We start from the raw sequence: 14,563 nt of genomic DNA on the forward strand, positions 1-14,563 counted from the left end.
TAAATATTTTGTAGAAATAGAAAGAAGTGATATATTATGGAAAAGACATTGGTACTTATAAAACCAGATGCCATGGAGAGAAAATTAATGGGTGAAATAATATCTGTTTATGAAAAAAAAGGACTGCATATAGCTGCTTTAAAGATAGTAAAACCTACTGTAGATATGGCCAAAAAGCATTATAGTGAACATAAAGATAAACCTTTTTTTCAGGAATTAATTAATTTTATTACACGAAGTGAAGTGTGTGCTTTAATTATAGAAGGACAAAATGCAGTGGAAGTAGTTAGAAAAATAAACGGGGCTACAGATCCCAAAGATGCAGAGGCAGGGACTATAAGAGGAAGATTTGCCATATCAAAATCTGAAAATGCAGTTCATTCCTCCGATAGTGTAGAAAGTGCAGTGCGTGAAATAGCATTATGGTTTCCTACTGGGGCATAATTTTAACGAAAAGCATTATAGGACTTATTTACAGTAATCTTTAACTGCATCCCTCCAAACTATATATCCTTTCCCATTTATATGCAGTCCATCTACTGTATAGTCTTTGTAAAGTTTATTTTCATTAGGCAGCGTAAATAGAGGATATAAGTCTATATATTTAATATCAAAATTTTTGGCCAGTTCTTTTAAAGAAGAATTTAGTTCTGTTATTTCTTTACTGGTTGTAGTAGTTTTAAATAAGTCCTTATTTATAGGTAATACGCTTTGGATGTATATGGTAGTGTCAGGAGAATTTTCTTTTATGCTTTCTAGTATTTTAGAGTAGTTGTTTATTATATTTCTTGGTGTCAGTCCTTTGCCTATATCATTTATTCCAAGCATAATAAAGATTTTGCTTGGCTTTAATCGTGTTATCTCACTTATTCTATTTAATGCACCAGAAGTTGTATCATAACTTATGCCCCGGTTTAATACATTGGGGTTGTTTAATAGTTCATTCCATTCAGCAATATCTGTCAAGCTGTCTCCAAGGAACACTATTTTTCCAGAGCCACTATATGTATTCATAAAGGTAGTTACTCTGTTTATATAATATTGTTGATAGATATCTGTACTTAAATTTATATTGGCCATTTCACCTATATCTTCCGGATTTGAAGAAGTAACAGTGTTATTTAGGTGACTGGAATTTGATTTTGAAGATGTGGAGCTGAAGGGTGTGTATATTTTATCAATATGTTCTTTGCAGTTTACTAAAATAATTAATAATATAAGGGTGACTATGGTTAATGTGGAAATTTTTTTAATTTTCATGTAGTATCTCTCCTTCTTCTAGTTTTAAATTTTATATATTTATTTTTTATGGAATGGAAATAAATATACCTCTATAAAGTTATTATATAACTAGAATAACATGTAATTGAAAAAATTGTGTAAAAATATATAAAAATTGTAGAAAAAATTATATGAAAAGGTTTATTGTATTTAAATATACTTTTGAATATACACTTTTTATGTGTTAAAATAGTCTGGGTAGTATCATATTTGAACTACACTTTGTTTTATGGAGGGAAATAATGCAGTTAAATATGCTAAAGTCTAAAATTCATAGAGCTACCGTTACGGAAGCAAATCTTAATTATGTAGGAAGTATAACAATTGATAGGGAATTTATGGAAAATGCCCGCATAATTGAATATGAAAAGATTCAAGTTGTAGATATAAATAATGGAAATAGACTTGAAACTTACGTCATAGCAGGAGAGCGTGGAAGCAGAGTGATCTGTTTAAATGGAGCTGCTGCAAGGTATGTACAGCCGGGAGACAAGGTTATTTTAATGACTTATTGTCAAATGGATGCGGAAGAGGCTAAAGCACATAAGCCTACAGTTCTTTTTCTAGGGGAAGGTAATTCTATTGTTGAAATAACTGATTGTGAAAAACATGGACAAGTAAAATGATAGTAACTATAATTTAAAAAAATTAAGCCAATTTTTTTAAGTAGGCTTAATTTTTTTGTCTAATAATTTTAAGATAACTCACACCATTTAGTTTTCATTATAGGGGGAGTATAGTTTTCCATTTTTTCTATTAATGAGAGAGGGTTGTCCGATATGGAAATAAGTTTTAAGCTGTATTGATCCATAAAACCTTCCTTATAAGTGGTGTTAAGCATAGCTATAAGAGGGTTAAAATAGTTTAATACATTTAATAATCCTATGGGTTTTTTGTGAATGCCAAGTCTGGCCCAGCTGAGAACTTCAAATAACTCTTCATAAGTTCCAAGTCCTCCTGGCAGAGCTATAAATCCATCGGACAAATCATACATAACTTTTTTTCTTTCATGCATATCTTTAACTTCAATAAGTTTAGTTAAATCCGCATGAACTGATTCGCCAGAGAAAAGTCCTCTTGGAATAACTCCTGTAACCTTTCCATTATTTTTTAAAACTTCATTTGATATTTCTCCCATAAGCCCTGAGCTTGAACCACCGTATATTAATTCTATTTTATTTTCAACTAATATTTTGCCAAGGAGTCGGGCGTTTCTCTGGTATTCTGGGTGTAAACCAGAATTAGAACCAGAATAAACACATATTGTTTTCATTTATATAAACCTCCTGAAATACATTTTTAAGTTATAATATACCTATTGTTTATTTATATTATATGAATAAGTCCCTAATAAACTTACAGAAGTTTTTATTAAATTATTATTTATTATCATATAAACTCATGTGTTTTATAATATCCTTATATTTCTGAGATACTTCAGGATAAACTGTGAGCATGGTATCAATAACATAATCAATATTTGTATCATCAATTTTTTTTGCACTGATTTCATTAAAAACTATTGCATTCTCGCTGTCTAAAGAATTGTATATCTCATTTACAATGGGAGATTGCATGATTTTATCGTTTTCTATGCATTTTTCTGAAAAATATAATATATCTTCAACTACAATAAGTTCACCATAGGTATATTCTTTTTGGCAAGGTTCCGAAGTAGAATCTTGGGTGCAGTCAAACATAGTGTGTTCAACATGTTTAAAGTCAAGGACATTCTCATATTCCTTCCGGGTCAATACACATCTTACATCTAGTTCCATCAGTCTTTTTTTCATATGTTCTGAAAAGTTTTTTCCAAATTCGGAAATAAACATTTTCATTGATATTGTTTTTTTCATTTTATAATTTTTTTTATACATATCATATCTCCTTTTTATTTATATATAAAAAACCACCTTTTAATGGCGGTATATCAATACATATTATATATTAAAGCTAGTTTTTCAGTTTATGGATTTTTATATAAATAACAAATAGTATATTAATCATTATTTGTTATTTTTAAAATGATTTTTAAGAGCAGAGAGATCACTATTTATTATTATAACATAAATATATGTATAATAGTAGAATAATAAAAACTTCTATGGAAATAAGTGATTTGAGGCACTAAATAATTTGTATAAAAAAGTGAAATTATAATTTCTGGAATTCGTAATTTGAACTACTATAGAAGATTCTTTAACGGAAGAATGCGGCTTCAAGACATTTTTATGTATAATATTTATGCAAAAATATATGAATATATAGTGTATATAGTGTATATCACGAATTGCAGTTATAATTTATAAAACTTGCATAGTATAAAAAAATGTGATAAAATCATTATTAAAATATTAATAGATTTATGATAGCTTTAGTATGAAGTAATTAAAATTTAAAGATATTATTGTGTTTATTGATAATTTAAAGAAGAATAGGTTTGGAATGCATTTCTGGGGCTTAGAGAAATGCATTTTTATTCAAAAGTTTTTTAGATAGGGGCTGACAATATGAATTATAGTTTGGGATTTCCTTCAAAGCAAGGACTTTATGATCCTAAATATGAGAAGGATTCTTGTGGAGTGGGTTTTATAGCCAGTATAAAAGGTGAAAAAACCCATGATATTGTAAAAAAAGGTATTCAAATTTTAGTTAATTTAACTCACAGAGGAGCTGTAGGTTCTGATACCAAGACTGGAGACGGGGCAGGCATACTTGTTCAAATTCCAGATGAATTTTTTAGAATAAGTTGTGATAATTTGGGAATGGAATTGCCAAAGTCTGGAGAATACGCTGTTGGAATGGTGTTCTTTCCCAAAGAAACCGCTTTAAGATTGCAGTGTGAAGGAATACTTGAAAGGGTGACAGAAGAAGAAGGACAAAAGGTATTAGGATGGAGAGATGTTCCAACTGATAACAGGAGTATAGGAGAAACGGCAAAGGGAACAGAACCTATTATAAGACAGATATTTATAGGAAAAAATTTGAAAGATCAAAATGCATTTGAAAGAAAATTATATGTAATTAGAAAGAGAGTGGAAAATGAAGTAGGAAGACTTCTTGGTGATACAGTAAAATCCTTTTATATATGCAGCCTTTCAAGTAGAACCATAGTTTATAAAGGATTATTACTGGCAGAACAGATAAAAAAGTTTTATATTGACTTAAATGATATAAATTTTAAGAGTGCCATTGCGCTTGTACATCAAAGGTATAGCACCAATACTTTTCCTACTTGGGATTTGGCTCAACCTTTTAGATATCTTGGCCATAATGGAGAGATAAACACTATAAGGGGAAATAGAAACTGGATGAAGGCCCGTGAGGGGGTACTTAAATCTGATACTTTTGGAAAAGATATACAAAAACTTTTTCCAATAGTGGATTCAGAGAGCAGTGACTCTGCTTCCCTGGATAATGCACTGGAATTATTATATCAGGATGGAAGATCTCTGCCACATGCACTTATGCTGCTTATACCTGAAGCATGGCTTGGTAACCAACATATGGAACAGTACAAAAAAGATTTTTATGAATATCATGGTTCATTAATAGAAGCTTGGGACGGACCTGCTGCAGTTTCTTTTTCCGATGGTATACAAGTGGGTGCTACTTTAGACAGAAATGGATTGAGGCCTGCAAGATATATAGTGACAAAAAGTGGACTGGTAGTTATGGCATCGGAAGTGGGAGTACTTGAATTTAAAGAAAGTGATATAGCTGAAAAAGGAAAGTTGAAACCAGGAGAAATGTTTGTGGTAGATACTAAAGAAGGGAAAATTATCAAGGATAAAGAATTAAAAGAAAAAATATGTAAAATGAAGCCTTATGGTGAAATATTGAAAAAGTTAAGGTTTACCCTTGATATGTTCAGCTCTGTTAAGGAAAAAGAAGAAATAACTCCTGAGGTATTAAAAGAAAAACAACAAGCCTTTGGATATACTATTGAAGATTTAAATAGAATAATAGAACCTATGTCAAAGGATGGTAAGGAGCCTATAGGCTCTATGGGAAATGATGCTCCTTTTGCAGTGCTTTCAAATAAAAGTCAGTTGTTATTTTCTTATTTCAAGCAACTTTTTGCACAGGTAACTAATCCGCCTATAGACCCTATGAGGGAACGACTTGTAATGTCACTTTTTAATTATATAGGTTCTACTCAGGCAAATGTATTAAATACTGAAGTTTCAATTGATCCCTTTATAGAAATATACGGTCCTACATTAACAGATGAAGAAATATTAAAGATAAAGAGCTTAAGGGATAAAAATTTCAAGACTACAACAGTACCTATTACTTTTAAATGTGATATGGGTATAGAAGGATTTAAAGAAGCTCTTAAAAAGATTTGTGAGAGAGCGTCAAAGAGGATAAAGGAAGGCTACAATATACTGGTGCTCAGTGATAAAAATGTAGATTCCTACGAAGCTGCTATACCAAGTCTTCTGGCAGTATCAGCAGTACAACATCATCTTATCAGGGAAAAGAGCCGTACTAAAGTTTCAATTATAGTAGAAACAGGAGAGGCGAGAGAAACCATGCATTTTGCACTACTTGTAGGTTGTGGTGCTTCTGCAGTTAACCCTTATCTGGCATATCAAACTATAGATCAGATGATAAAAGATGGCGACATAAAAGATGTTACACCAGAGGAGGCAAAGAAAAATTATATTAAAGCGGTAAATAACGGTATACTTAAAATTTTATCCAAAATGGGTATATCTCCCCTTCAAAGTTATCATGGAGCACAAATATTTGAAGCCATAGGACTGGACTCGGAGTTCATAGATAAATATTTTGAAGGTATACCTTCTAGAATAGGGGGAGTTGGCATTGATGTTATAGCACAGGAAGTACTTACAAGACATAACAATGCATTCAATAAAATAAGAAAACCTATTTCCCAGCTGGATGTAGGAGGCAATTATTCCTGGAGAAAGGGAGGGGAATTTCACCTTTTCAATCCTGATACCATATACAAGCTTCAGGTAGCATCTAGAACCAATAACTATGGGCTTTATAAGGAATATGCAGAGATAATAAATAATCAGGATGAGCATTTGTGTACAATAAGAGGATTATTTAAGCTTAAAAAGGGAAAGGAAATCCCAATAGAAGAAGTAGAACCAGTTAGTGAAATACTTAAAAGATTTTGTACTGGTGCCATGTCTTTTGGTTCCATTAGTAAGGAAGCTCATGAAACTATAGCTATAGCCATGAATAGAATAGGGGGAAGAAGCAATACAGGAGAAGGGGGAGAAGACCCTGAAAGGTATATACTTGAACCTAATGGGGACTCAAAAAGAAGTGCCATAAAACAAGTGGCTTCAGCACGTTTTGGAGTGACTACGGAATATTTGGTCAATGCAGATGAACTTCAAATTAAGATAGCTCAAGGGGCAAAACCAGGTGAAGGGGGACAGCTTCCAGGGAGAAAAGTGGATAAATATATTGCAAAGACAAGACACTCAACCCCGGGAATAGATCTTATTTCACCGCCTCCGCATCATGATATTTATTCAATAGAGGATCTGGCACAGCTCATATATGATTTAAAAAATGTAAATCCTGAAGCTATGGTAAGTGTTAAGTTGGTTTCAGAAGTAGGGGTAGGGACTATTGCTGCGGGAGTTGCAAAAGCCCATGCTGATTTAATATTAATAAGCGGCCATGACGGTGGTACTGGTGCATCACCTATTTCATCTATTAAACATGCGGGAATACCTTGGGAACTGGGTCTATCAGAAACCCAACAGGTACTTTTACTAAACAACTTAAGAAGCAGGGTAAGAATTCAAACTGATGGACAGCTAAAGACAGGAAGAGATGTTATTATTGCAGCTCTCCTTGGAGCCGAAGAATTTGGATTTGCAACTACAGCCCTTGTGGTAATGGGATGTACTATGCTTAGAAAATGTCATAAAAATACCTGTGACATGGGTATAGCTACCCAGGATCCCGAACTTAGAAAGAATTTTAAGGGTAAACCTGAATATATAATAAATTTCCTTACTTTCATTGCACAAGAAGTAAGAGAATATATGGCTAAACTTGGATTTAGAACAGTAAATGAAATGGTTGGAAGAGTAGATATGGTGGAAACAAAGGATGCCATCAGCCATTGGAAAGCCAAAGGATTGGATTTGTCTTCAATTTTATATAAACCATATATGCCAAAGAGAATTAAATCTTACTGTGTAATGCCACAGGATCATGGGCTCAGTGAAGCACTGGACTACAAACTTATTGAAATGTCAAAGAAGGCAATAGCAGATAAATCTAAAGTTAATATTAATATGGAGATAAAAAATGTAAATCGTTCAGTAGGCATAATGTTAAGCGGTACAATTGCCAAAAAGTATGGAAGCGTAGGATTACCAGAGGATACAATTACAATAAATTTTAAAGGTTCTGCAGGACAAAGTTTCGGTGCTTTTGGAGTTCGTGGACTTACATTAATACTGGAAGGTGATGCCAATGATTATGTGGGCAAAGGACTGTCAGGAGGTAAAGTCATTATAAAAACTCCAGAAGGGTCAACCTTTGTAGAGGAAAATAATATCATAGCGGGAAACACTATTTTATACGGAGCTACATCTGGAAAGCTGTTCTTAAATGGAAGTGTAGGGGAAAGATTTGCTGTAAGAAATAGTGGAGCTTTGTCAGTAGTGGAAGGTGTTGGAGAGCACGGTTGTGAATATATGACCGGAGGAGTAGTAGTTATTATAGGTAAAATGGGTAGAAATTTTGCAGCTGGTATGAGCGGCGGCATAGCTTACGTACTGGATGAAGATAATTCTTTCAATGATAAATGCAACATGGAAATGGTAGAAATTCAAGAAGATTTAGATGGGGACGATATGGAAATGATAGAGGGTCTGCTTAAGGAGCATTATAAATATACAGATAGTACAAAGGCTGAAAAAATTCTCAATCAGTGGAATACTTATAAAACCAAATTTAAGAAAGTAATACCTACTGCATATAAACTCATACTGGAACAACAAAAATCAGAAGCAGCTGCTGCTTCTAATATGTAGGAGGTGCGTTATGGGAAAATTAACTGGTTTTAAAGAATATAAAAGAGAAAATCCTAAAAAAAGGTCGGTAGAAGAGAGAATTAAAGATTATAAAGAAGTATATTGTAAATTTACAGAGGATAAATTGAAATTACAGGCAGCAAGATGTATGGATTGTGGTACTCCGTTTTGCAATTGGGCATGTCCTATTCAAAATTTAATTCCAGATTGGAATGATTTTATATACAAAGGTGAATGGAAAAAGGCTTTTGAAAGACTATCCCTTACAAATACTTTTCCGGAATTTACAGGAAGAATATGTCCTGCACTTTGTGAAGGTTCCTGTACCTTGGGAGTAAATAGAGAAGCTGTATCAGTAAGAGAAATAGAGCTTAATATAATAGAAAAAGCTTTTGAAAAAGGTTGGGTACAACCTGTCCTTCCCAAGGTAAGAACAGGGAAAAATATAGCTGTAATAGGTTCAGGACCTTCAGGGCTTGCTGCAGCTGCAGAACTTAACTCTGTAGGCCATAGAGTCACTGTATTTGAAAGAGATGATGAACCAGGAGGATTACTGAGGTATGGTATTCCTGATTTCAAACTGGAAAAGCATGTGGTAGCTAGAAGAATAAACATAATGAAAGAAGAGGGAATAGTTTTTAAAACTAATACTAATGTGGGAGTAGATTACCCTGCCTGTGAACTTGTGAAAAGTTTTGATGCAGTGGTTTTAACAGGAGGTTCCACTATTCCAAGGAATCTTAATATTGAAGGCAGAGAACTTGAAGGAGTATATTTTGCAGTGGATTTTTTAAAGCAGCAGAATAAAAGAGTATCAAAGAAATCCATTAAGGGGAAAAGTGTAACTGCAGAAGGGAAAGTAGTGGTGGTTATTGGTGGAGGAGATACAGGCTCGGATTGTATAGGTACTTCCGTAAGACAAGGAGCCAAAGCTGTTTATCAATATGAAGTTATGCCAAAGCCTCCAGTGGAGAGAAACGAGAAAATGCCTTGGCCTATATTTCCTAAAACTCTTAAAATAACAACTTCTCATGAGGAAGGATGTATTAGGAAATGGTGTGTAAGCACTAAAAAGTTTAAAGGAGAAAAGGGAGTATTAAAATCCCTTGAAGGGGTAAAGGTTCAATGGAAAAATGACAATGGAAGGATGATAATGGAAGAAGTTCCTGGTACAGAGTTTCAACAGTCAGTGGATATGGTTCTTTTGGCTATGGGATTTTTGCATCCTCAGCATGAAGGTTTATTGGAGGAGCTTGGAGTTAAATTTGATGCCCGGGGAAATGTAATAGCTGATGAAAATTATATGACTGAAAAAGAGGGCATATTTGTAGCAGGTGATATGAGACGGGGACAGTCTCTTGTAGTATGGGCATTAAATGATGGAAGAAAAGTAGCAAAAAGTGTGGACGAATATTTAATGGGAGAAACATCTTTAAGGGGATAGTGAATTAATTCACAATATATAATTCACGATTCACGATTCAGAATGCACAATTCACAATGTATAATTGATTTTAAAGTGTAGTGTTTTGTGGGTTTATACAGTTGTTTCAAGGAACTCACTTTATATAAGTTAAATACTATATGAAGTGAGTTTGCTGTTTTCTCCTTAATAATATTTTAATGTATAGAATTATATAAAAATTTAAAAAATCTATTGACATGTAAATTAATTTATATTATACTTAGTTTATATTTAAATAGTAAAAACTATGATAGGGAACAGTAGATATAGAGAGTGTCTCAAAGAGAATGGGATTTGGTGGGAACCCATAGGCACGTTGTGTTGAACTCGCCTTTGAGTTGCAGGCTGAAATGATAGTAGGCTGTGCCGATGTAGATCGTTATTAAATTAAGTAATAAATTTGGGTGGTACCGCGAACAGACTTCTCGCCTCATAAGGAAGCCTGTTTTTTTATGTTTATTTAATAATAGAAAATGATTTATCATAATGAAATATTATATTTTAATATTAATTTTATAAAAGCTATGATAGGGATAAGTAGGTTTATAAGTATTTTAAAGAGAGTGGCAGCTGGTGAAAAAGCCATATATACTTTATGCTGAAGCTCACCCTTAAGCTGTAGACTGAAATTTAGTAAGTTGTGCCGGCATATGTCGTTATTTAATTGAGTAAAATTTGGGTGGTACCGCGGACAGACTTCTCGCCCCATGAAGAGGTCTGTTTTTTTGTACTTAAAAAGTATGCCAACTATAATCTGCTATAATTTTTCACTACATAGAATTTACTAAAATATCAAATTAAATTTACAAGGAGAGATGACCATGAAAGTTGCTGAAGCAGTTATCCAATGTTTAAAACAAGAAAATGTAAAAATGGTATTTGGGTATCCTGGTGCTACAGTGGTTCCTATATATGAAGCTTTTAGACAATCAGATATTGAACATGTACTTGTAAGACAAGAACAAGGTGCGGGACATTGTGCTAGTGGATATGCTAGGGCTACAGGAGAAGTTGGAGTTTGCATAGTTACCTCAGGTCCTGGTGCAACAAATGTTATTACAGCCATTGCTGCGGCATATATGGATTCTATTCCTCTTGTTATTATTACAGGTCAGGTTAAGTCCGTATTAATTGGAAAAGATGTATTTCAGGAAGTAGATATTACAGGTTCTACAGAATCTTTTACAAAGTATAATTTTCTTGTAAAAGATGCAAAATACGTACCTAAGACTATAAAAGAAGCCTTTTATATAGCAAATACTGGTAGAAAAGGGCCTGTGCTTATAGATATACCTACAGATATAATGGAAGAAGATATTGACTTTGAATATCCTGAAAGTGTCAATATAAGAGGATATAAACCTACTACTAAGGGACACTTTAGACAAATAAAGAAAGTAGTAGACAGACTTAAAACCAGTAAGAGGCCTGTTATCTGTGTGGGTGGAGGAGTTATACTGGGAAAAGCTGAAAAAGAACTGAAACAATTTGTGGAAAAATCACACATACCTGTTATCCACACTCTTATGGGAAAAGGTAGTATGGATGAAAATAGTGAGTATTATGTGGGTCTAATAGGAACTCATGGTTTTGCCTATGCCAATAAGGCCTCTGAAAACTCGGATGTTTTAATAATTGTTGGAGCTAGGGCTTCAGATAGAACTACCTTTGGTGTAAAAACTTTTGCCCAAAATGCAGATATAATTCATATAGATATTGATCCTGCGGAAATTGGTAAAAATCTGGATACGTATATTCCTATAGTTGGAGATTGTGCAAATATTCTAGCTGAGTTAGCAAGAGAAGTAGCACCTATAGAAACTGGCCTTTGGCTGGAGGAGATTAGAGAATGGAAAGAGAAACTAAAAGTAGTTAGAAAACCTACAGATAAGGTAAATCCTAAATATGTATTAGAAGTTGTATCTGATATGGTAGAAGAAGATGCTATTTTAACTGCAGATGTAGGTCAAAATCAACTTTGGTGTGCACGTAATTTTAAAATGACAGGAGATAGAAAACTTTTGACTTCCGGGGGACTTGGCACTATGGGATATTCTCTTCCCGCAGCTATTGGAGCCAAGCTCGCTTGTCCAAATAAAAGAGTTGTATCCTTTGCAGGGGATGGCGGATTTCAGATGAGTGTATTTGAACTAGGTACTGTTACTGAAGAAAATGTAAATCTAATTATAATAGTTTTTAATAATTCAGGACTTGGAATGGTTAGAGAAATTCAAAATAACAGATCCCTTGGGGAATTTGGGGTTAACTTTAGAACCAATCCAGACTTCATCAAACTGGCAGAAGCCTATGGATTACTGGCAAAAAGAGTATCAAATGATAATGAATTTGAGGAAGTTTTTAAAGAAGCTTTGAATTCAGACAAAGCGTTTTTAATAGAATGTATTGTTGATCCACATGAAAGAACTTTTTAGGAAGAGGTGAGTACCATAAAAAATCATATATTATCAGTATTGGTAGAAAATCATTCAGGTGTTTTAAGTAAAGTGGCTGGCCTGTTTAGTAGAAGAGGATATAATATTCACAGTCTTACAGTAGGAATTACAGAAGATCCTGAAATATCCAGGATAACTATTGTATCTATCGGAGATGACTATGCGGTTGAACAGATTAGCAAACAACTGAATAAATTAATTGAGGTTATAAAAGTAATAGATTTAACAGATATTCCTTCAGTGTATAGGGAACTTTCGCTAGTAAAGGTCACTGCAGAACCAAGTAATAAATTGATAATTATGGAGACTGTAAACACCTTTAGGGCTAATATAGTTGATATGAATGAAAAGAGTATGATGATTGAAATAACGGGGGATGAAGATAAAATATCTGCTTTTATTGAAATCATGAAACCTTATGGAATAAAGGAAATTATACGTACCGGACTTACAGCCCTTCAAAGAGGATGTAAAGCATAATTTAACAGTTCCCATAAAGTAAAAAGAGAAGCCAATAATACTTCTCTTTTTACTTTATTAATTACTTTTAATCATAAATATAGAAGATATAGGCCACTGTACTCCAGATGCTGGTTTATTTATAATATTGCCTTTATAGTACATTGTGGAAGAAATTCCTCCATCTAAGGCTGCTGCAGTATAAGCTCCATTTTCAAGTAAAATTTGCTGCAGGTCATACATGGAAGCACCTATAGAATCAACACTTCTTCCGTCAATTACAACCATTAAAACAGTGCCATCCTTTCTCTGGGCTATGGCAGTTCTTGGATTTATTCCAGTTGGTTGTTTACTTTCTAATAATGGCTTTCCATTTTTAATAAGTGGTATTTGGGAATTTACAACTTCAGTCACGTTCATTTTTTTCAGCTCCTCAATGGAATACTGTCCCGAGATCAATACATTTTTATCAGTAAATCCTGCTATATTATATTTTGTATCTTCAGAACTTTTGTATATCACATTGCCATTATGAATTATTATGCCTTCAGTTTCAGGAAGTGAGTATTTATTATTAATATCGACTTTAGTTGGAATATAATTTGCATTTATGGCACAGAGGGCTTTGTTTTCTTTTGCAAGTTCACCTGTAGTCTTATTCTTCTTTAAAAGTTTTTCAGTGTAACCTACTTCAACCTTGGACGGATTTTTTACTACAAGTATTTTCCCTTTAAAGGTTCTGGTGGATATACTTAATTCCTCTATGGTATTTAAGGATGATTTTTCAGTATTGTTTTTGTAAGCTGCTGTTATATTTTTGGGATTGGTTAAGGTTATACCTCCAATTAAAAGTAACAATACAATAGATAGTATAGTCCACTTTGGGGAAGTTTTTTTAAATAATGAAATCATGGTTATTCTCCTTTCAACTTCTCGTTTGTTATTTATTATGCAATCCAATCCATAGATATAATTAGAGTATTTATACACTTCTAAGAGCTTTATGATAGTATGGCCATATTTATTGCAGTTGCAATAATTTAATGCCATTTCATCACAAAGAAGTTCCTTGTCCTGATTCATTTTTATAAAGGCATATAGTATTATGGGATTAAACCAATGCATTATCTTTAACATGGAAACTATAAAATCTATAATTATGTCTTTTCTTTTTAGATGGGCTAATTCGTGAAAGATAATACAGGATAATTGTTCAGAGTCAACTACTTTGTTGATATTTAAAGGGAACAGTATTTTAGGATGGATAAATCCAAAAATTGCAGGGCTTTTTATAATAGGGGTATTTATGATTTCTATATACTTAGTTATATGCATTTTTTGTCTGCAGCTGTTTAATATTTTAATAAGGTTATAATCACCAGTTGTTTTTTCTTTTCGTAATTTAAGATAAAATGCGGTGATAGTTGTAAAAGTAGCAATAATTAAAATAATGCATACTGATATCCAAAGGACAGCAAGCACTTCAAGGCAAGATAGTTTATTTTCATAAGAACTGGCTGTATTAATATTTTTATTTTTTAAGGAGTCATAATTTATTGAACTCTCTGTTAAATGATCAGCTGTATTATTTGTGGAAAATGTATCTTGGAAATACTTGGTTATATTATTTTTCTGTATAATTTTAGCTTTACTTAAAGGATTTAAATTATATATGCTAAAACTGGTTTCAGGGGCATAGGGTATTAAAAGTCTGATTATAAAAAAAATCCACAGACAATTTAATAGTTTTAATTTTAGATTATTTTTAAATAAAGCTTTTAAAATAAGTATTAAAAGAGCAAATATACTGCCCATAATTGTAGAGTGTATTGTAAATTGAAACGAAGATAAAAGTAGCATTAGTA

Annotated in this window: 10 protein-coding genes and 2 other annotated features; of the genes, 6 read left to right on the forward strand and 4 right to left on the reverse strand. The window is 32.9% G+C overall.

From position 1 onward, the window contains the following. Nucleotides 1-36 precede the first annotated feature (36 nt). Nucleotides 37-444 carry a nucleoside-diphosphate kinase gene (gene ndk, locus V7Q02_RS00615; protein ID WP_333859016.1) on the forward strand — a complete coding sequence of 136 codons (408 nt, stop codon included), beginning with the start codon at nt 37-39 and terminating at the stop codon, nt 442-444. Between the two features lie 24 nt (nt 445-468). Here the strand turns inward: ndk and V7Q02_RS00620 are convergent, their stop codons facing one another. Continuing rightward, complete coding sequence (locus V7Q02_RS00620) at nt 469-1,260, reverse strand: GDSL-type esterase/lipase family protein (RefSeq protein ID WP_333859017.1); 792 nt, start codon at nt 1,258-1,260, stop codon at nt 469-471. Between the two features lie 263 nt (nt 1,261-1,523). Here V7Q02_RS00620 and panD point away from each other — a divergent pair, with 263 nt between their 5' ends. Next, entirely contained in the window at nt 1,524-1,907 is a 384-nt protein-coding gene (gene panD, locus V7Q02_RS00625; RefSeq protein WP_333859018.1) for an aspartate 1-decarboxylase, read from the forward strand. Nucleotides 1,908-1,975: 68 nt separating this feature from the next. Here panD and V7Q02_RS00630 read toward each other — a convergent pair whose 3' ends face one another. Beyond that, nucleotides 1,976-2,554: a TIGR00730 family Rossman fold protein gene (locus V7Q02_RS00630; protein ID WP_333859019.1), complete on the reverse strand. Its 579-nt coding sequence runs from the start codon at nt 2,552-2,554 to the stop codon at nt 1,976-1,978. Between the two features lie 106 nt (nt 2,555-2,660). Further along, the gene (locus V7Q02_RS00635) at nt 2,661-3,158 is read right to left on the reverse strand and encodes a hypothetical protein (protein WP_333859020.1); all 498 of its coding nucleotides are present in this window, start codon (nt 3,156-3,158) and stop codon (nt 2,661-2,663) included. 633 nt (nt 3,159-3,791) lie between these two features. Between V7Q02_RS00635 and gltB the strand changes: the two genes are divergently transcribed. From gltB to ilvN, 4 genes are all read left to right on the forward strand, one after another. After that, nucleotides 3,792-8,321, forward strand: coding sequence for a glutamate synthase large subunit (gene gltB / locus V7Q02_RS00640; protein WP_333859021.1), 4,530 nt, complete (start codon nt 3,792-3,794; stop codon nt 8,319-8,321). Nucleotides 8,322-8,331: 10 nt separating this feature from the next. After that, on the forward strand, nt 8,332-9,765 hold the full coding sequence (locus V7Q02_RS00645) for a glutamate synthase subunit beta (RefSeq protein WP_333859022.1): 1,434 nt from the start codon (nt 8,332-8,334) through the stop codon (nt 9,763-9,765). Between the two features lie 259 nt (nt 9,766-10,024). Continuing rightward, nucleotides 10,025-10,222: a binding site (T-box leader), on the forward strand. 79 nt (nt 10,223-10,301) lie between these two features. Then, nucleotides 10,302-10,497, forward strand: a binding site (T-box leader). Nucleotides 10,498-10,607: 110 nt separating this feature from the next. Beyond that, a complete protein-coding gene (gene ilvB / locus V7Q02_RS00650) occupies nt 10,608-12,218 on the forward strand; it encodes a biosynthetic-type acetolactate synthase large subunit (protein WP_333859023.1) in 1,611 nt (536 codons plus the stop codon). A gap of 15 nt (nt 12,219-12,233) precedes the next feature. Continuing rightward, nucleotides 12,234-12,719 carry an acetolactate synthase small subunit gene (gene ilvN, locus V7Q02_RS00655; protein ID WP_333859048.1) on the forward strand — a complete coding sequence of 162 codons (486 nt, stop codon included), beginning with the start codon at nt 12,234-12,236 and terminating at the stop codon, nt 12,717-12,719. Nucleotides 12,720-12,776: 57 nt separating this feature from the next. Here ilvN and V7Q02_RS00660 read toward each other — a convergent pair whose 3' ends face one another. Then, nucleotides 12,777-14,558, reverse strand: a complete 1,782-nt coding sequence (locus V7Q02_RS00660; RefSeq protein WP_333859024.1) for a M56 and phosphodiester glycosidase domain-containing protein — start codon at nt 14,556-14,558, stop codon at nt 12,777-12,779. Nucleotides 14,559-14,563: the final 5 nt, after the last annotated feature.

The organism is Clostridium sp., assembly GCF_036781005.1.
Taxonomy (GTDB): domain Bacteria; phylum Bacillota; class Clostridia; order Clostridiales; family Clostridiaceae; genus Clostridium_B.